The sequence below is a fragment of the Nocardiopsis mwathae genome (assembly GCF_014201195.1).
Classification (GTDB): Bacteria; Actinomycetota; Actinomycetes; order Streptosporangiales; family Streptosporangiaceae; genus Nocardiopsis_C; species Nocardiopsis_C mwathae.
This window is the reverse complement of the sequence record NZ_JACHDS010000001.1, coordinates 337,501-358,371: the sequence shown is the minus strand read 5'-3', so window position 1 is coordinate 358,371 and position 20,871 is coordinate 337,501. Positions and strand designations below refer to the sequence as shown.

General features: G+C 68.1%; 15 protein-coding genes. 8 read left to right on the top strand and 7 right to left on the bottom strand.

The window, feature by feature from the left end:
* Positions 1-42: 42 nt before the first annotated feature.
* Positions 43-1,146 (bottom strand): IS630 family transposase, encoded by a 1,104-nt coding sequence (locus tag HNR23_RS01490; protein WP_184072741.1) that lies wholly within the window; start codon positions 1,144-1,146, stop codon positions 43-45.
* Positions 1,147-1,244: 98 nt separating this feature from the next.
* Here HNR23_RS01490 and HNR23_RS01485 point away from each other — a divergent pair, with 98 nt between their 5' ends.
* The 4 genes from HNR23_RS01485 (at position 1,245) to helR (ending at position 7,364) form a co-directional block, all read left to right on the top strand.
* Complete coding sequence (locus HNR23_RS01485; RefSeq protein WP_343070382.1) at positions 1,245-1,883, top strand: DUF998 domain-containing protein; 639 nt, start codon at positions 1,245-1,247, stop codon at positions 1,881-1,883.
* A 233-nt stretch (positions 1,884-2,116) separates the two neighbouring features.
* Positions 2,117-3,751, top strand: coding sequence for an OmpA family protein (locus tag HNR23_RS01480; RefSeq protein WP_246421523.1), 1,635 nt, complete (start codon positions 2,117-2,119; stop codon positions 3,749-3,751).
* 207 nt (positions 3,752-3,958) lie between these two features.
* Entirely contained in the window at positions 3,959-4,828 is an 870-nt protein-coding gene (locus tag HNR23_RS01475) for an alpha/beta hydrolase (protein WP_184072737.1), read from the top strand.
* 262 nt (positions 4,829-5,090) lie between these two features.
* Positions 5,091-7,364, top strand: coding sequence for an RNA polymerase recycling motor ATPase HelR (gene helR, locus HNR23_RS01470; protein WP_221308308.1), 2,274 nt, complete (start codon positions 5,091-5,093; stop codon positions 7,362-7,364).
* Between the two features lie 473 nt (positions 7,365-7,837).
* On the opposite strand, the gene HNR23_RS01465 is transcribed toward helR, so the two are convergent.
* Together HNR23_RS01465 and HNR23_RS01460 are read right to left on the bottom strand one after the other, a co-directional pair.
* Positions 7,838-8,023 (bottom strand): DUF397 domain-containing protein, encoded by a 186-nt coding sequence (locus HNR23_RS01465; RefSeq protein WP_184072735.1) that lies wholly within the window; start codon positions 8,021-8,023, stop codon positions 7,838-7,840.
* Between the two features lie 27 nt (positions 8,024-8,050).
* Positions 8,051-8,902, bottom strand: coding sequence for a helix-turn-helix domain-containing protein (locus HNR23_RS01460; RefSeq protein ID WP_184072733.1), 852 nt, complete (start codon positions 8,900-8,902; stop codon positions 8,051-8,053).
* 139 nt (positions 8,903-9,041) lie between these two features.
* Here HNR23_RS01460 and HNR23_RS01455 point away from each other — a divergent pair, with 139 nt between their 5' ends.
* The 4 genes from HNR23_RS01455 to hemC all read left to right on the top strand — a co-directional run bounded on the left by HNR23_RS01455 (position 9,042) and on the right by hemC (position 11,283).
* Positions 9,042-9,536 carry a hypothetical protein gene (locus HNR23_RS01455; protein WP_184072731.1) on the top strand — a complete coding sequence of 165 codons (495 nt, stop codon included), beginning with the start codon at positions 9,042-9,044 and terminating at the stop codon, positions 9,534-9,536.
* A complete protein-coding gene (locus HNR23_RS01450; RefSeq protein ID WP_184072729.1) occupies positions 9,533-9,925 on the top strand; it encodes a hypothetical protein in 393 nt (130 codons plus the stop codon). The genes HNR23_RS01455 and HNR23_RS01450 overlap by 4 nt, the downstream gene beginning before the upstream one ends.
* The gene (locus tag HNR23_RS01445) at positions 9,922-10,137 is read left to right on the top strand and encodes a hypothetical protein (RefSeq protein WP_184072727.1); all 216 of its coding nucleotides are present in this window, start codon (positions 9,922-9,924) and stop codon (positions 10,135-10,137) included. Before HNR23_RS01450 ends, HNR23_RS01445 begins: the two co-directional genes overlap by 4 nt.
* Positions 10,138-10,257: 120 nt before the next feature.
* Complete coding sequence (gene hemC, locus HNR23_RS01440) at positions 10,258-11,283, top strand: hydroxymethylbilane synthase (protein WP_221307993.1); 1,026 nt, start codon at positions 10,258-10,260, stop codon at positions 11,281-11,283.
* Positions 11,284-11,522: 239 nt separating this feature from the next.
* Here hemC and HNR23_RS27350 read toward each other — a convergent pair whose 3' ends face one another.
* The 4 genes from HNR23_RS27350 to HNR23_RS27345 form a co-directional block, all read right to left on the bottom strand.
* Entirely contained in the window at positions 11,523-12,365 is an 843-nt protein-coding gene (locus HNR23_RS27350; protein WP_184072725.1) for an LppX_LprAFG lipoprotein, read from the bottom strand.
* A gap of 381 nt (positions 12,366-12,746) precedes the next feature.
* Positions 12,747-13,202, bottom strand: a complete 456-nt coding sequence (locus tag HNR23_RS01430; protein WP_184072723.1) for a hypothetical protein — start codon at positions 13,200-13,202, stop codon at positions 12,747-12,749.
* 61 nt (positions 13,203-13,263) lie between these two features.
* On the bottom strand, positions 13,264-13,521 hold the full coding sequence (locus tag HNR23_RS01425; protein WP_184072720.1) for a DUF7660 family protein: 258 nt from the start codon (positions 13,519-13,521) through the stop codon (positions 13,264-13,266).
* The gene (locus tag HNR23_RS27345) at positions 13,518-20,870 is read right to left on the bottom strand and encodes an RHS repeat-associated core domain-containing protein (RefSeq protein WP_184072718.1); all 7,353 of its coding nucleotides are present in this window, start codon (positions 20,868-20,870) and stop codon (positions 13,518-13,520) included. Before HNR23_RS27345 ends, HNR23_RS01425 begins: the two co-directional genes overlap by 4 nt.
* Between the last annotated feature and the right edge of the window lies 1 nt (position 20,871).

Sequence of the window (20,871 nt, the reverse complement as noted above, 5' to 3'; positions counted from 1 at the left end):
GGACGGCCGCTCGCTCACCGGAAAGCATCCGCCAAACACGCCCTAGTGTCCTGATTGGTTAGTTCGTTTGTTGATTTGTTGGCAGTAGAAGGCAAGGCTGTCGAGGATCTCCTCGGCGGTCTTGGTCCACACATATGGGCGGGGGTCCTCGTTCCAGGACGCGGCCCAGGCGCGGATGTCCTTTTCCAGGGCTTGGACGCTGCGGTGGGTGCCGCGGCGGATCAGCCGCTCGGTGATCTCGGCGAACCAGCGTTCGACCAGGTTCAGCCAGGACGAGCCGGTCGGGATGAAGTGGAGGTGGAACCGGGGGTGGCGCAGCAGCCACCTGCGGATCTCGGGTGTCTTGTGCGTTGCGTAGTTGTCCAGGACCAGGTGTACCTGCAGCTCGGCAGGGACCTCGCGGTCGATCTTGGCCAGGAACTTCTTGAACTCCGTGGCGCGGTGCCGGCGGTGGATGGAGGTGATCACCCGGCCGGTGGCGGTGTCCAGGGCTGCGAACAGGCTGGTCACTCCCGCGCGCACATAGTCATGGGTCGCGCGCTCGGGTGTGCCGGGCATCATCGGCAGGACCGGCTGGGTGCGGTTGAGGGCCTGGATCTGGGATTTCTCGTCCACGCACAGCGCGACCGCCCGTTCGGGAGGGTCCAGGTACAGGCCGACCACGTCGCGGACCTTGTCGATGAAGAACGGGTCGGTGGAGAGCTTGAACGACTCGGTGCGGTGGGGTTGCAGGCCGAAGGCGTTCCAGATCCGCCAGACCGCGTTCTGGGTGAGGCCGGTGTGCTTGGCCATGGAGCGTGTGGACCAGTGGGTGCCGTGGGCGGGCCTGGTCTCCAGGGTCGCGGCCACGACCGCCTCGACCTGGGCGTCGGTGACGGTGCGCGGCCGGCCCGGCCGTGGTTCGTCGGTCAGGCCCTCCAAGCGGTGCTCGGCGAAGCGCTGCCGCCACTTGGTCACCGTGGGCGCCGACACCCCCAGCTCGCGCCGCACTTGGGCGTTGGACATGCCCTGGGCGCAGGCGAGCACGATCCGCGCCCGCAGGGCCAGGTCCTGGGCGGTCTTGCGGCGTCTGACCCACCGCTGGAGCTCGGTGCGCTCGTCCTCGGACAGGTCCAGCGGTGGCGGTTTCGGTCCGGGAAGACTCATCCCACAACCATAAACGAACTAACCAATCAGGACACTAGGCTCCCCACGCAGACGCACCGAACCCGACTCCACCGAGTCGGCAGAGAGGGACGGCCGTGGTGGCGACACGCAGACTCCTACTGTGCGGGGCGGCGGCAGGTCCGATCTTCGTCGCCGCTTTCCTCATCACCGGAAGCCTGCGCCCTGACTACGACCAGCTCCGCCACCCGGTCAGTTCCCTCGCGCTCACAAGCGCCGGGTGGACGCAGGTCGCCAACTTTCTCGTGGTGGGCACGCTGTTGACCGCGTTCGCGTTCGGCGTCCGCCGCGCCCCGGCTCTCGCCGGGCGCACCGGCTTCAAGCCATGGCTCCTCGGGGCCTGCGGCGTCGGACTGATCGGCGCGGGTCTCTTCCCCGGCGACCCCGTCAGCGGCTACCCGCCCGGCACCCCCGACGAACTGATCTATACACCACCCGGAATCGCGCACGACGCGTTCTCCATGCTGTTCTTCTTCGGCCTGCCTCTGGCCTGCATGGCGTTCACCCTCTGGTCGCTACGCACCCGCCGCCGGCTCCTCGCCGCCTACTCCGCCCTCACCGCGACAGCCTTCGTCGCTTTCTTCCTACTCGCGGGCATGGGTTTCTCCCAAACGGATGGCTACACCGAACTCGGCGGCCTCTACCAGCGCATCTCCATCACAATCGGCCTCGCATGGACCACCGCCATCGCCCTCGTTCTGCTTCCCGAAGGCGAATGACGAAAGCTCGCCCGCCGACACTTATGCGCTCTTCCCCATAACCTCACCGAGGCGAAGCATCCTGTCGATTCGACCTTCTTCCTCGTCCTCGTGGATGGTTCAGCACCGGGCCCATCGGCGCATCCACGGTATCTCCAGCCACTCAGCGAAACATCGTGGAACCTTAATAGGCCCCCATGCGCCGAACACCGTGGAAGAATCTCCGCTGCCCCGACCCACCGAGAGGATCCCCGATGCCACCCCTCATCCGGCCCGGCTCAGGCGACCGCGCCGCGGCAGACCCCCGCCTGGGCAGACGCATCCGCACCATGGCACTACTCGCACCGGTCATCCTTGCCACGTCGTCATGCGGCCTGTTCAACGACGCCCAGCAGGCCGATTCCGCCGACACCGAAGACGACCGGAGCGCGGATGTCGTACGCCCCGAGGCCTTCACCCGCGAGGTGATGCTGTCCAACAAACGCGGCGACAACGCGTCGGCCACGCTGAGACTCGACGCCGTCGAGACAACGGACGAGTCCACGGCGGTCCACCTCACCCTCACCAACCAGGGTGAGACGATGAGCGGCCCCTCAGTCGACAGCACCATGCCCACCCTCATGGACCCCGTCGACGGCGCGGCGTACCCGCCCCTGTCCGACCAGCCCTTCGGTCACAGGAACCCGAAGTACTACGGCAGCCATAGCGACGGGGCCCGCGTTCCCTTTTTCGAAGGTGCCGACAACGCATTCCGCTTCTATTTCCCCCCGCTCCCCGAGAACACCGACCACGTCACCTTCTTCGGCTTCGGTGCGGGAGCGATGACCGGTGTCCCCGTGGAACGGGTCGACGAGCACCGGCCCATTCCCGCACCCGGCGTCGACGGCGAGAGCCGCGAGCCGGAGCCCGGCGAGACACTCGACTGGCCGGTACGCCAACCCGACGGCGACGAGCACGCCACCGTCCTGGACACCGAGGGCTACGTCGAGGGGGCGGACGCCACCCTGATCCGCGAAGGCGAACAGGAGACCATCGCACTGGCCGCCGACGTGCTCTTCGCGTTCGACGAATCCGAACTCACCACCGAGGCCGCCGACCTGCTCGCCGACGCCGCCGCCTCGATCGAGGCCAACGCCACCGGAGACGGCGGGACCATCGTGGTCACCGGACACAGCGACGGCGTCGGCGACGACGACTACAACCGCACGCTCTCCGAAGCCCGGGCACAGGCCGTGCAGGAGGCGCTGGAGGCGCTGCTGGACACCGGCTACGACTACGACGTCTCCGGAAAGGGCAGTACCGAACCGCTGGCCGCCGAGGGCGGCGCGGACGACGAGGAGGCGCGCAAGCGCAACCGCCGCGTGGAGCTGTCCTACCATGCCGTATCCGGGAACAGCGGCGGGGGCAGCGACGGCGCTCAGGAGGGCTCCGGCATCGCCGCCGCCGAACGGCATGTCTCCGCCCCCGCGTCCTACCGCACCGACCCGGGTGACCCCGTGGCCGACCAGCGGCACGACGACTTCAAACTCGCCGTCTACCCCCTGCTGCGCGACGGCGCCCACCTGGTCGCCGAGTTCGAACTCACCAATACCGGGGAGCTGGGCGCCGAACCCGACCTGGGAGACGACCGGTCCCTGAGGCGGTACTCGACCAGCAGGGGCGAGTCGCTGAGCGGATTCCGGATCACCCAGTCCACTCCGGAACTGACCCGCTACCCGCTCCTCTTCCAATACGAGGGCGAATACGCGCCGGTCGCCGAGCGGGTCGGGAAGATGGAACCAGGGGAGACCTTCCGGCTCGCGATGCTCTTCCCAGCACCGTCCCCGGAGACCGACGAGGTGACCCTGGACGCCGGCCCCTTCGGCGAGGTCAGCGTCCCGATCACCTAGCCCGGCGAGGCCGGGGAGCCCGGCGGGGTCGGCACGACCGGCGATCCTCGGCGACCGGCCGGACCGACCGCTCCGGCCGGGTATCACCCGCCCCGCCCCCGGGCATGGGAACTGACACCTGCTCCCGCCCCAGGGGCCGGTGGTCCGCCCGGCCGGGAGAACACGGAACGACGGCAGGAAGCCGAGGTACAGGAGGGGAAGCACGGCATGGCCTCCGAGACGGCGGCAACCGAGGAGGGCGGGTGCCTACGCCCCGGGCTGACCTTCACCGCGGTCGTCGCAACCGTCATCCTGGTGTTCGTGGGATTCATATGGGCGTTTCAGCGCTCGCTCATCTACCTCCCGGCCCGGGGAGACGTACCACCCGCGGCCGAGGTCATCGACGGCGCCCAGGACATCACCCTGACGACAGAGGACGGCCTTGACCTGGGCGCCTGGTTCGTCCCCGCCAGGGAAACCGACAGCGGCATGGCGGTCCTGGTAGCCAACGGCAACGCCGGGAACCGTGAGGTGCGCGCCCCGCTGGCCGAGGCACTCGCGGACCAGGGGATCTCCGTCCTGCTGTTCGACTACCGCGGCTACGGGGGCAACCCCGGGAGCCCCACCGAGGACGGGCTCGCGCTCGACGTGGCCGCCGCGGCCGACGCACTGGAAGAACTCGGCCCCGACGGGGGATACGCCCGTGAGGACACGCTGTACTTCGGCGAGAGCCTGGGCGCCGCGGTCGTCGCGGGCCTCGCACGGGAGCGCGCTCCGGCGGGCCTCGTGCTCCGCTCGCCGTTCACCGAACTCGCCGACGCGGGGCGCTACCACTACCCGTTCCTGCCGGTCCGGACGCTACTGAAGGAGCACTACCCGGTGGCCGACGCGGTCCGCGAGATCGAGTCGCCGACCACGGTCGTCTACGGCACCCGCGACACGATCGTCCCGCCCGACTTCAGCCGCGAAGTGGCCGCCGCCTCCGCCAACCTCTTCGAGGAGGTCGCCGTCGACCGCGCCGACCACAACGACCTCGCCCTCCTCGACGGCCCCGAACTGATCAGCGCGGTCGTCCGCCTCGCCGACCACGTCCGGTAAGCGACGCGAACTCAGCCGCGGCCCCGCGGGCGGCGAGCACCCCCTCGGAGCAGACGTGCCCGGACCGGTCGCAGGTACCGCTGCCCGCCGACGGCTCGGATCCGCGCGGGAAGGCCGTCCTTCGACACCAGGAAATCCGGGCAAACGAAAAGGGGAGGGCTCCGGCCACTCCCCGCCAGTCTTAATCTATAGCAGACCCCGGGGCTTGCGGCAAGACCCGGGTCATGCCGGACAATCGTCGACCGTGTTCACCACCTTCGACATGGGAGACGACGTGATTCCCCAGGCCACCAGCGCCTTCGACCTGCCCGACCGCCTCTCTCCCAAGGCCGACCCGCGGCTGATCGCCGACGACGAGCGGCACTTCGCGGCAATCGCGGAAAGCCTCGACCGGTCGATCGCCGACCTGTCCCAGCGCCTCGACACCAAACGCAGAGCACCCGGCGGCAGAGGCCGGGAGGCACTGGACCGGGACCTGGAGATCCACCGGCTGTCCACACGCCTACGCACCCTGCGGCGCTTCGGCCTGGACCTGTGCCTGGGGCGCATCGTCACCGCCGACGCCACCGACGCCGCCGACGCCCCCGAACCCGTCTACATCGGACGCCTCGGCCTCGCCGACAGCGAGGGCAACCGCCTGCTGGTCGACTGGCGCTCCCCCGCCGCCGAACCGTTCTTCGCGGCGACGCACGCCGATCCGATGGGGCTGGCGAGCCGCCGCAGGTACCGCTGGACCCGCGGCCGGATCAGCGACTACTGGGACGAGGTGTTCACCTCGGACGGCTTCGACGGCCACGCCGCGCTCGACGACCAGTCCGCCTTCATCGCCAGCCTCGGCGCCGACCGGTCGGCCCGGATGCGGGACGTGCTCGGCACCATCCAGGCCGACCAGAACGCCGTCATCCGCGCGGGTTCCGCCGGAGCCCTCGTCGTCGACGGCGGCCCGGGCACGGGCAAGACCGTCGTCGCCCTGCACCGCACCGCCCACCTCCTCTACTCCGACCCCCGCCTCGGCCACCGCCGGGGAGGTGTGCTGTTCGTCGGCCCGCACCAGCCCTACCTGGCCTACGTCGCCGACGTCCTGCCCAGCCTCGGCGAGGAGGGCGTGCAGACCTGCACCGTGCGGGACCTCGTCCCTGAGGGGGCTACGGCAGCGGCCGAGGCCGACCCGGAGGTCGCCCGCCTGAAGTCGTCGGCGGACCTGGTGAAGGCGATCGAGGAGGCCGTCAGGTTCTACGAGCAGCCGCCCGCGAAGGGGATGGCGGTCGCGACGGACCGGTTCGAGATGTGGGTGAGCGCCGACGATTGGGCCGAGGCGTTCGACGCGCTGGACCGGAGCATCCCGCACAACGAGGCCCGGGAGCCGATCCTGGAGGAGCTGGCCGCGATCCTGGCGGACAAGTACGCCGACGGAAGCCGCGGCGACAGCGATGAGGACGACGACGGCGACATCTCACCCGACCTCATCCACCGGACACTGCTGCAGGACACCGAGCTGATCAGGACCCTGTACCGCGCGTGGCCGCTGCTCGAACCGACCGACCTCGTCGGCGACCTGTGGTCGGTCCCCGCCTACCTGCGCAAGTGCGCGCCCTGGCTGAGCATCGACGAGATCCGCAGGCTGCAGCGCGAGGACTCCCAGGCCTGGACGGTGTCCGACCTGCCGCTCCTGGACGCGGCGCGGCAGCGGCTCGGCGACCCGGAGGCGCCGCGCCGCAAACGCCGGTACAAGGCCACGGCCGCCGCCGAACGCGAGCGCATGAGCAGCGTCATCGACGACATCCTCCACGCCGATGACGACGGTGAGGGGGCCGTGACGATGCTGCACGGACGCGACCTGCGGGACAGCCTGGTCGACGAGGCCGCACTGCCCGGAACCGACCCCGACCTGCTCGCCGGCCCGTTCGCGCACATCGTCGTGGACGAGGCGCAGGAGCTGACCGACGCGGAGTGGCAGATGCTGCTGCTGCGCTGCCCGTCGCGGAGCTTCACCATCGTCGGGGACCGCGCCCAGGCCAGGCACGGTTTCACCGAGTCGTGGCGGGAGCGGCTGGAGCGGGTCGGGTTCGACCGGATCGACCTGGCCTCACTGAGCATCAACTACCGGACGCCGGAGGAGGTCATGGTGGAGGCCGAGCCGGCCATCCGGGCCGCCCTCCCGGACGCCAACGTGCCGACGTCCATCCGCAGCAGCGGCATCCCCGTCGTCCGCGGGTCTGTTTCGGACCTGGGGTCGGTCCTGGACACCTGGCTGGCTGAGAACGCGGAGGGGACCGCCTGCGTCATCGGCGATACGGCGTTCCAGGCGACGTTCCAGACGACGTTCCAGACGACGTTCCGGGCGACGCCCCAGGCGGATTCCCAGGAGACGTCCCGCGTCCGGTCGCTGACCCCGGGCCTGGCGAAGGGGCTCGAATTCGACCTGGTCGTCGTTGTCGACCCGGAGGGGTTCGGCGAGGGCATCGAAGGAGCCGTCGACCGCTACGTCGCGATGACCAGGGCGACCCGGCAGCTCGTCATCCTCAGGAACCCCTGACTTCGAAGCCGGGCTGGGGACGGCCTGCAGGGGGCGCCGGAAGGGGCGCCCTCCCCTCCCGGCCCGTACCTCAACCACCCTGAGCAGCGCCTTCCCCCGTTGATCTCGGAGATATCGGGGTATCGTCGGCGATTTTTACCCCAATATCTCCGAGATCAACGGAGAGACGGGCGGGCGCCCAGCGGACCTCTGGCCGGTTCCCATCGATGATGATGGGGGCTGATCCGGCCGTGTCCGGTCTGTCGGAAGGCTGCCCATGATCATCGAGGGGAGCCAGGGTCTGCCAGCTGACATCCGCAGACCACGCGGGAGCGGGAGGGGCAGGGGCAACGGCGTCCTGGGCGGGTCTTCCGCACCGCCACTCCATGGCGGACACCAGCCCGCGATAGGGTCGGCGGCGGTATCGCTTGAGAGAGCGACTAGGTACGCGGCGGCCCTCACCCGATCGGGTGAGGGCCTTCGTGTGTAGCGGGCTAGAGCTCGTGAGTCTTAGCAGCCTCGATGAATGCAGCCCACTCAGCGGCCGGGAACTCGATGTGGCCGAGACCCCGGTTCTTCGTGTCCCGCATGGCCGCACCGATCGCGGTGTGTCGCGCGACTTCGACACAGTCCTGCCGGTTCCCGCTGTAGGAGGACTTGCGGAACTCCAGGTCAGTCATGGGTATCACTTGGGACTTCCTAAGAGACTACGTAAGGTCTCGCATCACCTTCTGAATGAACTCGGCTGACCGCGCTTGCGTTAACGCCGCTCCCTGAAGGTTCGACCACACGTCGTTGTACGTGGCGATTTCTGCCGGTTCTTCCACAAACATGCTAGCTGTCACGGTTTCGGTGAAAGCAACCGGAACATCGAGTGGGTTCGGGAAGTCCAGGACCGTGAACGAACCGTTCGACGCCTGATGCTCACCCGCGACGAAGGGCAGGACCCTCAGGTCGATGTTGTGACGCGTCGCCATGTTGCACAGGTGCTGCAGCTGCTCATGCAGTACCTCTCTGCCACCGATCTGCCGCCGAAGCGCTCCTTCATCGAGGATCGCCGCGAACCGAGGTGGATGGACTCCGTTCAAGATATGTTGCCGTTCGATCCGCCCCTGCACGTGGCGCTGGACGACAGCATCGTCCTGGGCGTTGCCCGCCCGGAACACGGCTTCGATGTAATCGGGGGTCTGCAGCAGCCCGGGTACCAGCTGCGCCTGCCAGCAGCGGATGCCCGATGCCTCGGCTTCGAAGTCGGGGAGCGCCCGCTCACCGAAGATGTCTCTGTACTTCCACCACCAGCCGCGCTCTTTGGACTCGCGGGCAAGCCGGAGCATCGCTTCGCGGGTGTCCCTGTCGCCGACCTTGTACAGGTCCATCAGAGCTTCCAGGTCGGCAGCTTTGACTCCCTGCTTCGCTGACTCGATCTTCGTGAGCTTCGAGTGGGGCCATCCCAGTTCCTTCGCAGCGCGAAGGCCGGTGAGTCCGCTCAGGTCACGTGCTCGACGAAGTTCCGCAGCCAGCCGTCGGCGTCGCACCGAGGGGCTGTAGGTCCGTTGCATGGATCATCACCCTAGTCCACGCACACTCATGGATGTTTTCTTTGAATCGCTTGAAAAATCGAAGTTTTCTATGAACCATGGGTGTCACCTAGTTGTTTCTCACCGTAGCGACGCAAGGTCGCGAACGGAGCTGATACTCATGCGATCACTGTTGTCTCTGTTCCTGCCGGTCGCGGTCCTGCTGCTGCGCGTCAGCGGGCAGCACCAGCCCCCGCACGGTCGGCACGCCGCCGGGCGACGCCGCTCGGAGGCGGGCGGCACCCCTGCGCCTCGGCGCGCACCGCGGCCGCGTCCGTATGCGGCCGAGGTCGCCGCGCCCCCGGCCCCGGCGCCGGGGCCCTCCCGGATCCCGGACCGGGACGCCTTCTACCGGCTGGCCGAGCTCTCCCCGCACGCCCCGGGGTGGAACTTCACCTACGACCACACCGCGCTGGCCCCCTACACCGCGCGCAACCGCGCCGAGCCGCAGATGGTCATCGCCGCCGCGCGTGTGGCCGATCTGGGGGCGATGCTCGACAGCATCACCTCCCCCGCCTGGCCGCGCCCCGCCGCGCTGACCGCACAGCAGCGCTCTGCTGCCGCCCTGGAGCGCGGCGAGCTCGACCGGCTCGTGCGGGCGGGGGCGGGCCGATGAACCCCGCCGGGGTCGGGGCCGGCGGGCCGCCGCGGTGCGCCCAGCGGCGGCCCGGGTACCAGGCGGCCGCACCGGGCCCGGTGCGGCTGCCGTGCGCCCGGCCGGCGGACCATGCGGGGCCGCACATGGACATCACCGGCGCCACCTGGGCCACCACCATCGACGTCGAGGGTCTGGACGCCGAGGGGATGCACCTGGCCGACTCCGCCGACGGGAACTACACGCACCTGGTGCTGGGCGAGGCCCGCCTGACGGTGCCCACGACGGGGGATGCGGCCGACCGGGCGGCCGAGGCGATGTGGCGGCTGTCGGACCTGGCCCACGAGGCCGCGCACCGCGCCGCCTGGCGCATCGCCGCCGCCCACCAGCACCCTCGGAGGCGGCGGTGATCCTCCCCCAGCTGCCGCCCGGCCACCTCGGCACCGTCTTCACCGAGGTCCGCCAGGCCGCCGAGGACCTCGGGTGCTCGCTGAGCTGGTACCGCACCCGCGACGGGTGGCGGTTCACCCTGACCGACCACACCACCGGAACCAAGCGCACCTACCCCTACCTCGCGCAGGTCCAGGCCCACCTTCACCGTGTCCAGGGCGAACGGAACTGACCACCCCCGAAAGGCGGTCGCCCGGCCCCGAGAGGAGAGGGGCGGGGCCGGGCGACCCCACAACGACCGCACTCGCGCACCGCCGCAGCCGACGGATTCCACCCTGGGAAGGACTCTCCTTTGTCCAACGAGATCGTGACCACCCGTCACCTGCCGGAACACCCCACAGCAGCGTCCCCCAGCGCCTACCTTGGACGGGTGCTCTCCGAACGGCCCGTCCTGCGCATCGGCTCGCGTACCTCGCCCATGGCCATGGCCCAGGCCCGCCAGGTGCAGGCGCTGATCGCCGAGAACGCCGACATCGCCACCGAGATCATCGGCATCGAGACCAGCGGCGACCGGTGGATGGGCGACCTCGCCGAGCTCGGCGGGAAGGCCGCCTTCCTCAAGGAGATCGACCGTGCCCTGCTCATGGGGCGCATCGACATCGCCGTCCATGCGATGAAGGACGTCCCGGGGGACGTCCCGATGCCGGAGGGGACGGCGTTCGCCGCCTACCTGCCGCGCGAGGACGTTCGCGACGTCCTCGTCGTTCGCGAGGGCTCCCACTACAAGCTGCTCGAAGAGTTCCCTCCGGGGACCAAGATCGGCACCAGCTCGGTACGGCGCAAGGCCCAGCTGCTCAAGCACCGGCCCGATCTGCACGTCGACCGGATCCGCGGCAACGTCAACACCCGCATCGCCCGCCTGGATGAGGAGAAGCGGTTCGAAGCGATCGTGCTGAACCTGTCCGGCCTGCACCGGGTCAACCTGGCGCACCGGGCCACCGAGGTCCTCGAACCCGACATAGTGTGCCCGGCCGTCGGCTCCGGCGTCATCGGGGTCCAGTGCCGCACCGCCGACACCCACATCGCCGAACTCCTGCGCCTCCTCGACGACCCAACGACGCGCACCCACATCACCGCCGAGCGGACCATGCTGCACGGCCTCAAGGGACGCTGCAACAGCCCGATCGCCGGCCACTGCCACACCACCGCCGACGGGCAGCTCTCGCTGATCGGCATGGTGTTCACCCGCGAAGGCGGGACGTTCGCCTACTCCCACGAATGGGACTCGGTGGACCGGCCTGCCGAGCTGGGCGCCTACGTCGCCGCCGACCTGCTCCGCAAGGGCGCACGCGGAATCATCGACGGGAGCCTCCGCTGAACACCGCATAGTTCGAAGCGCCTCTGCCCCCTGTGAAGACGGTAGAAGCGCAGAGCATTCAGAGCAGGGGTTCCACTCCCTCACGGCCGTAACGAATTGCGGCGTCCAGTGAGAGACCGGCCGCCGCAGTTCGTTCGTTGGAGCGCCGCCCGCTTCCGGAGTGGAGTCGGGCAGCGCCCTTCATGGTGTTCCTAGCCGGTGGCCGACTGCCGTGTGCGGGGGCCGACCACCGGAACGGATCAGGCCTCCATCTCGCCGATCTCGTCGTCGGCCGGGAGGTCAAAGGAGACCTTGCCGAAGTCGGAGAACTCCAGCTTCATCTCGTCGTCGCCTTCCTTCATGGTGATGCGGTGCGGGACGCTGTCGGCGTCGGCCCACACCTCGAAGTCGACCTTGTCGGCGATCTTCTCGTCGAAGAATTCCTCCAGGGCCGCGCTCTTCTCCGCGTCGTCGACGGCGTCGATGTCCTTCTGGGTCAGCGACCCGGCGAACTTCGTGGTCTCCTGCCCGTTGATCTCCTCGGTCCCGTCGTCGGCGACGTCCTCGGCGCCGGCCAGGACCTCGGTGAGGACGACGAAGGCCTGGAAGTCGATGTCCGGCATCTCCTCAAGGTCCTTCTTGGACGCGACGGTCACCCAGTCGGCGTCGCCGTGGATCCCGTGCGGGTTCTTGAGGTAGACCTCGTCGTCGGCCTTGAGGATCGTGAAGGTGCTGAGGGCCTCGGGGTCGACGCCCGTCAGGAACTCGCCCATCTCCTCGGCAACGACATCCCGGTACTCATCGCCCATGTCGATCTCGGCGAGGACCGACTTCGGGTCGTCCTGGACCTGGTAAGTGAAGGTCGGGCGGAAGGTGCCCTCCAGCTCGTCGTCCTCCACCGTCATCTCGATGTCGATGCGGTAGTTGGTCATGTCGGCGGTCTTGGAGCCGAGGAGCGCGAAGATGTCGCGGGGCTTGGCCGCCGCCTCCTGCTTCTGCTCATCCTTCTTCTCGGACGGAGCCTCGTCGGCTCCGCCACCGCAGGCAGTGGTGACAAGGGCGAGGCCGCCAGCGGCCAGAAGAGCGGGGATACGGGATCGCACGGCGATATCCGGCTTTCTACACATCGAAGGGAGCCCACGAGCGGGAAACATGGGGCCGCGGCTGCGCGGCATGACCAATGATTTCACGCGGAAAGACCAAAAGCGGACATGTCAGCAGGATCGCCGCGGATTGTGACCCACCCGCGACCTACTGATTATCAAATCTCTGCACCTGCTCTTTGTCGCGTCGAATCCTCACCCATTATTGACGACGACGGCATGTGGGAGCATCATGATGCTCCCACATGCCGTCGTCCCCGCGAAACTTTCCGAGACTCGGCGCTCCATACCTGTCGGTGCTTCTATGAATATCTGCGCCGCTTATGGAACCATCTCCCTCGGCAGCCACGCGCCCAAAGAGGCCAGGCTTCGCTTTTTCAGCTATTCGTAATACCCCGGAGCTGCAATCAAGACGGATTCGAAATATCTGCCGTCCGGATCATCCGGCCCTTCCGGCAGGACAGCCCTCCCTAGCGACATGAGCAATTCATGCGCCAATACCCCGAGACCGTCGTCTTCAATTTTCAGGCGTGTTATCTGGGCGAGCTTTCGAATCACGTCGCTCGCAGACTCTCCGAAGATCGAGATTCCTCTATAAAGTACGTTTATGTTCCGAGTTGGCCGATAGATCTCAATCGACTTCACTCGACCATCTCGGCCCGGTTCGAGCGCAATTGACATCTCGGACTCATAATGTGCGAATCCGGGTGGGTTCCTCTCCTTTAGAAGTGGTGGCGTGAACCCAGGAATATCCTGCAGAGCCCGCGCTGCCCGGTCGAACGGCATGCCAATTTCGATAGGCCCCACCCTGCGAGGTGGATCGATATCCAGATCCATCAGCGCTTCCCACTCCCTCGGGTCTAACTAAGAGTGAGGTTGACCCGATCACCTAAATCTACTACTCATAAACGAAAGCCGCCGAGAAAATCTGAGCGATGGTTGACCAATCCGGCGATGCCGGAACCTGCTCGCCCTGATTCATATAGAACCCATGCATCGCGCGAACCCAGTAGCCCGCAGCCCGAACATAGTCGACTGAACCGCCATTCGCACACGGAAAGGCGCCCGATTCGACCTTCTCCGCCAAGTCGATTAGAAATCTCGAAAGATCTTCTCGACTTTCTATCGACGAGACATCGGGGTTTATACCCGTCACGGTGACCACACCTTCTCTGTCCCTCTAATCAGGATCGACCGGCCATTCGTTACAGTCGTGAACTTCCACGCCTCAGACGCAGCTTCTTCAGCCGTTGCCATCCTGAATGGAGCTGGCACTCCGGCTTTTTGGAAGGCGACCAAGCGTCGATTGTCCAACGTGAAGAGGTTACCATTCCTCACGGTCAGACGAATCGGAGGAATGTCTCCCGCACTAATCCACTTACTCCTCAGCCCTGCAGCGACGTGCTCGATGCTCATGCCATTGCTGAAGTTCTTACCTACTGAATCCTGCGAGAACCTCACCAACCCCGGGTTGATAGAGCCACCGCAGTTGTGGGTGAGGACGTCGCTCGACGCGCCGACGGCGACGTTGAAGGTGTGGACACCCTCGACCGTCAGGTTATGGACCTTGGCGGGCTGAGTCCAGGCTCTGGTCGCTGTGACCTGGACCCAGGTGCCGGACGACGTCTCCAGCCACATGCCCGGGCGCAGGTCTCCCGCGTCCAGCCACTCGCCGAGTTCGGGGACCCAGAACGGGTGGCCTTCGGTGGAGATGATGATGTCGCCACCGGCCAGTGGACCTGGGAGTCCACCGTTGCCGTTCAGGCCTCCCTTGTCGGGGCTCAGTTCGGTGTCGGCCGGTCGTTCGGTGGTGGTGTCGATCGTGATCTCGACCAGGTCCTTCGAACCCGCGCCGACGATCGTCGCCAGAACCGTCTTCTCCGACTGCTCACCGGTCTCTGGATCGGTTGCGATGACCTTGTCGCCGACGTCGACGTCTTCGATTGGCTTCTTCGAGCCGTCGGCCATCAGCACGCCCGTGCCGGGAATAAAACTGTTTCCCACAGGGCACGTGCCGCTGCCCCTGCCACTGGATGCTCCGCCGCCCTTGCTACGGGAGAAGAGGCTGCCGACCCTGCTCGACAGGCCCGTGCCGCTGCTCATCCTGTTGGCTGCGGCCGATGCCACCTTGCCGCCGATCGCGCCGCCTGCTGCACCGAAGGCGCCTCCCATGGCCGTGGCGCCCAGGGCTCCGGTGACACTCCATTGGTCCTTGGGGGTGTCGAGCTGGTATTGGACCAGGCTGGATGCCGCGCCACCCAAGGCCGCGCAGCCGATGGCTCCGGCTCCGGCGGTCGCCGCCGTGCAGGCGGCGCCGACCGCGATTCCGACGCCTGTGGCGATGATGGTGTTCTTGTGTTTGCGGACGAAGGCCGACGTCTTCCTGTACGCCGTCCGCACGTAGCTCTTGGTCTTGGCGTAGGCCTTGCGGACGTACCTTCTGGCCTGCGTGTACTTCTTGCGGACGTACCGCTTGGCCTGGTGGTACTTCTTCTTGACGTACTTCTTGGCCTTCTTGTACTGCTTCTTGACGTACTTCTTGCCCTTGTTGTAGACCGACTTGGCCTTCTTGACGCCCTTCTTGACCTTGCTCTTGGTCCAGTTCCAGGCCTTGCTCAGGAACAGGCCCGACGGGTCGCTCCAGGTGACCGGGTTGTTGTTGGAGTACACGTAGCCGTGCATCTGCTGGGCGTCGGTCGGGTCCATGACCGGGTCGACCGAGATGAAGCGGCCGATGGCCGCGTCGTAGGCCCGCGCGCCGAGTTGGGTCAGGCCGGTGGACGCGTCGATGGTGCCGCCGACGAAGCCCTTCTCGCCCGGCCACTCGCCGGTGGACGACCTCTCCTCGCCGAACGCCGTGAAGCGCCGCTGGGCGACCTCGCCCGTCGTCGCGTCGATGGCGAGCTGGCCGGTTCCGTGGTGGTCGGAGACCAGCCACGACAGCGACCCGTCGTCCTCCCGCACCGCGACCGTCTCTCCGGCGTGCTCGTAGTACCGGGTCGCCTCGGTCTTCTGCGTCGTGGCGTCGAACCGCAGCTCCATGCCGGGCAGGTAGAGCGTGGAGGACTGCGCGTCGCGCCGGATCAGCCGGTCGCCGTTGGCGTCGTAGGTGTAGGTGGTCGCCTGGCCGCCGTCGTTCTCGGTGACCTTGACCAGGTTCCCCTCCGCGTCCCACTCCAGGTTCTGGTCGTGCTCCGCGGTGAGTCGGCCGGTCATGTTGCCCGACTCGTCGTAGTCGTACTTCTCCAGCCGGTCGCCCTCGGGCCCGGTCTCCTCGACCTTCTTGAGCGCGTGCGGCTGGAGCTGCCCGGGGTCGGGGTGGGTGTAGCTGCGCTTGACGTCGCCGCTCTGCGAGTGGCGGGTCTCCGTCAGCCGGTTGCCGACCTTGTCGTAGCTGTAGGAGTGCCAGTACGGGGCGGCGCCACCGAGCTTGTCGGTCGAGGGCTCCTGGCCGCAGGTGCCCGTGTCGTCGTCTTCGCCACCGGGTTTGGGCGTCCACGCGTCGGTGAGGCGGCGCAGGCTGTCGTAGGCGAAGCACTGCGTGTCCGCCGCCAGCCCCTCGGCCGTGGGCTTGTCGCTGATGCTGGTGACGTTGCCCGCGTCGTCGTAGCCGTAGGTCTGGTGGCTCAGCGACCCGGACCCGATCTCGGGCACGGTGCTGATCGACTTGAGGCGCCCGTTGCGCAGGTCGTAGTCGTAGGTCGCCCACGTCTTCTTCGACCCGCTGTTGCCCTTGTGGTACTCGCGCTGGACCAGTTCGCCGATCTTGGAGTACTTGGCCTCGCTGATGATCTTGTCACGGCCGGCCTGCACCAGCGTGGGCAGCCCGATCTCGTTGTACTGGTACTGGACGAGCTCACGCGGGAGCTTGCCCGCCTTGGGCAGCACGATGCCCTGGACGGAGCCGTCGGGGTTGTAGTCGGTGGAGAACTGGAACTTCCCGGACAGCACCCCTTCGCTCGCGGGGATGCCGATCTCGGTCACCAGCGGCTGGTACAGCTTGTTGTAGCGCACCACCCGCTGCGTGTAGGCGCTGTCGCCGCTGTAGCGGGTCGCCGAGGTCAGCTGCCCCTTCTGCACGGTGTCGTAGACCATGCCGACGCGCTGCGCGCCCTTCGGGGAGTCGTCGAAGACCCCGGTCTGGCGCCCCAGCTCGTCGTAGGTGTAGGCGAGGGTCCGCCCGCGACCGTCGGTCTGCGAGACCAGCTGGTCGAGGTCGTCGTATTCGAAGGTGCTGGTCCCGGCGTCGGGGTCGACCGTCTTGGTCTTCCGCCCGCGCAGGTCGTAGCTGTAGCGCCAGACGTTGCCGGCCGGGTCGGTCACCGAGGCGAGCTCGTCGGCCTTGGTGTAGGTGTAGGTCGTGGCGTCGTAGGACCCCTCGGGCTTGTTGCCGTGGTGCTGGCGCACCTCGGTGGTCCGCCCGCGCGTGTCGTACAGGGTCGTGCTGGCGGTGTCGCCGTCGGGCACGGTGACCAGGGTGCGGTCGCCGAGCTCCTGGACGCTGGTGCGCAGCACCTCCTTGCCGCGTGACCGCTGGATGGTGGCGGTCTGCCGCCCCGCCCCGTCGTAGACCGACTCGGTCTGCCGCGGGATCTCGTCCTCGTTGTTGACGACGAACAGCTTGTCGCCGGGCTTCTCGTCGTTCGGGTAGGACTCCCGTTCCAGGACGGCGTTGCCGCGCGAGTCGTAGAAGACGTCGCTGATCAGCCGCCCGCCGATCCCCGGGCTCTGCTGCTGCCGCGGCCGCAGCAGGCCGTCGTAGATCTCGTAGCTCGCGGCGTAGTCGCCGCGATGGTCGAGCTCGTGCGTGACGACGCTGGAGGGCGCGTCGGTGCGGATGTTGTACTCGAACTTCAGGCTCGGCCGCTCGGCGTTGCGCTCCTTGTCGCGGTCGGCCAGCCACACGGCGGTCAGCCGCCCGAGCGGGTCGTAGGCGAGGTCGGTGCGGTTGCCGTTGGCGTCGGTCTCGGAGAGGAGCGAGGACCGCAGCGGGTCCATGCGCACGGTCGTGGCGTGCCCGAGCACGTTGGTGGTGGTGATCGCCGTCTCCGGGCCGCCGGGCACGGCCGACTCGTACTTCGTCGTCGAGACGTTGCCCTTGGCGTCCTTGTCGGTGAGCTGGCGGCCGTAGGAGTCGTAGGTGGCCTCGGAGATCGTCAGGTAGACGGGCTTGTCCCCGTCGTAGTCCTTGAGCTCCTGGGCTTTGGTGGCGAGCCCGCGCGTGGGCGCCTCACCGAAGCCCTTGCCGTCGTACATGATCCGCTCGTCGGAGATCACGTCGTCGGGGTAGGACGGCTTCTGGCCGCACTTGACCGACAGCACCTCCTCGCGCGACTGCAGCGCGATGAGCCACTTGTCGGTGTTGCGGGCGTAGGTGATGCGGACGCACTGGTCGTCATCCGGGTCGGACACGTCGCCGTGGTCGTCGATCCGGACGACGAACCCGTAGTCGTCGAAGGTGCTGTCGGTACGCGTGACGCGCTGCTTCCCGCCCTCGACCGGGGTGTAGGTCAGCTCCGACTGGGTGTCGGTGTGGAAGGAGCGCAGCGTCCCCCACGAGTACTTTCGCTCGGCGGTCTGCTTCTTCCACGGGATGCTGATCTCCTTGGAGATCACCTCGCCGCCGGGGCCGTTGCGCTCGATGACCTCGCGGGTCTGCCCGTTGAAGGCGTCGTGGTCGGTGTCGGTGCCGCCCTCGGAGTCGGTGATCTTCACCGACCGGGTTCCCGAGGACAGCTTGTCGCCGTCCATGCCGCGGTAGAAGAGGTACTCGGTCTCCGAGCGGGTGTCGTCGGGGTGGCCCTCGTGGACCTTGACGCGCTCGTAGCCGCGCCACTGCGACCAGGTCTTCTGCTTCTCGGGCACCAGGCCGTCGGCGTCGTCGAAGTGCCAGGCGCCGCCGCCCAGGTAGTCATAGGAGGTGATGACGTCGGGCTGCCCGCCGACCAGGTCCTCTTCGACGGTCCTGGTCACGACGTACTTGTGGAACCAGTCGGTGAGTTCTTCCTCGCCTTCGGGCGTCCAGATCACCGGGTAGCAGCGCTTGGTGTTCTTGTCCGGCTTGGGGGTGGATCCGGCCCTGCACTCGGGTGCGGAGTACTCGACGTGGACGCGCCCACCGGTCTCGTTGGACACCGAGGTGATCCGGTACTTCATCATCGGCGCGAGGCCGTCGCGGTTGGAGTCGACCCGGTTGTCCATGGCCTGGCCGTGGAGGACGACCTTGGGCATGGTCTCGGTGCCGCCGACGTGCCCGGTGTGCGTGATCGACTTCAGCCACAGGGCGGGGTCGGTGCCGTCCCCCGGTTTGGGGTAGGAGTGCTCCAGCTTCCAGGAGTCGACCGGTTGGTACTTCGACCCGTCGTAGACCTCGGTGGTGACCTTGTCGAGCTTCTTCGTCGTCCAGAAGGAGGGCGAGTGCTTTCCGGTGCACTTGCCGTCCTTCTTGCACTCCTGGTCGGTGGGCACGTCCGGCCAGTGCTTGGCGTTGGCCTTGGTGCGCTTGGACGGCGCGCAGTCGAAGTCGTCGGTGGGGATGCACCGCTCGCCCGCGGTGAAGTTCACCCGGGCCGGGGCCTTCGCGTAGACGTCGTCGGAGCGCAGGCCGTACTCGATCCGCTTCAGGTCACCGCCGCGCGTGTAGGGCGTCGGCGTGGTGGTGAGGTTGCGGCCGTAGTAGTCGGTGTACTTGTCGTAGTAGTACGTGGTGACGTTGCCGTGCACGTCGACCTCGTAGTCCAGGTTCCACTTGTAGGCCTGCTGGCACCAGGAGTCGGCGAAGGACGAGGCGTGGCACGGTTCGCCCTTGTCGTTGCCGTAGACCGGGACCGTCCAGGCCGAGTTGGTCTCGGGCTTGCCGGACGTCCAGCCGGGCAGGCGGTTGCGGCCGAAGAAGTACTGGGTGCCGTCGGTCGTGGTGACCTTCCAGTACTCGCCGTCGTTGTCGCCGTTCTTCGCGCCGGTCAGCCGCTCGATCTTGGAGCCGTCGTCGTTGCGCGGGTGCCAGTTCCCGTCGGAGTCGATGATCAGCTCGGTGGAGGTCCCGTTGAGCGACATCGTCGCGTTGTGCCGGCCCCAGCACTGGTCGCCGGTCTTGTTCGGGTCCTTCTGGCCGTCCTGCGCGCAGGCCTTGTAGCGGCGCTCGATGTAGCCGGCGTCGTAGTTGAAGCCTTCGCCGACCCAGGAGGTCTGGTTGTTGGAGGAGGCGGTGCGGCCGTCCACGCTCTGCGAGGAGTACCCGAGCGCGACCTCGGGGGATTCGCCGTTGGCGACGCCGGGCGTCTCCATGGGGTAGGACCAGGAGAAGTCACCGGTCTGCTCGCCCACGCTCCAGGTGGAGGACGCCTGCAGCGGGGTGGCGCCGAAGTCGCCGGTTCCGCCGCCGCCGGCGGCGGCGCTGAGCGCGACCAGGGTGCCGCTGCGGCCGCTGCCCGGTGCGCTCGGGGCGAGCGCGGAGCGGTACTCCCCGGGTTCGGGGATGTCGGCGCCCTGCTGCGCGGGGGCGACGGCGGTGACGGTCCGCTCCTCGGCGTCGTTCGCCGAGTCGAGTTCGACGACCTGGGGGTCGCCGTCGGCGCAGCCGTCCTCGTCGAGCACGCACTCGTCGACGACGACCAGGCGCAGCCGGGACCCGTAGTCGGCGCCGAAGGCGGTGGCGAAGTCGGAGTAGTCGACGGAGATCTCGACGGGTCCGTCGGCGTCGCTGCCGTCGGTGCGGGTGAGGCGCATCAGCAGGCCGGAGATGCCCGCTTTCTCGGCCACATCGCGGTCGAGGATCTCCAGGTCGGCGCGCTCGACCGCCTCGACCTCGGCGGGTGTGGCGGTGTCCTCGGCGGGGTCCGCTTCCTGGGCCTCTTCCTCTTCCTCGTGGTCGCCCTCGGCCGCGGCGTGCGCGTCGTCACCGGCGGGGTCGGGCTGCGGGGAGGACTCCCCTTCGGGCTGCCCGCTCGGGGCAGGCGGCGCGTCGTCGCCGGGAGCGGAGGGCTGCGCGTCGGGCGAGGCGGCCGTCTCCGGGGAGCGCTGGTTGAGGGCGCCGTTGGGGTCGGGGGATCGGGCGGAGTCGCGGCGGGCGTCCGCCGACTCCTCACCGTCCTCCGGGGGCTGCTGTTCCCGTGTTTCGGGGAGGGGGGACTCCCACTCCTCGGCCTCCGCCTCGGGGAGGGCCTTCAGCGTGATGACGGGGTCGTCACCGCTGCTGGACGCCTCGGCGCCGCCCGCCCGCACCTGGACGGTCTCCGGCTCGGGCCACTCGGCCTCGGGGAGGGCGGTGAGCGCCGCGTCCTCGGTCTCGTCGTCCTCCGGCGCCTCGACCTGGACGGACGCGTCGCTGCCCGCGACGGATGCCTCGTCGGGTGCGTCGGGCTGGTGGTTGTAGGCGATGGCCGAGGCCGGCATGACCGACAGCAGGCCCAGGGCCATGAGTACGGCCAGGCCCTGGGAGACGGCCTTGCGTCCGGGGAAGCGCCGCGGGGCGGGAGCCGCTGGGGTCGCAGGGGGTTCAGACACG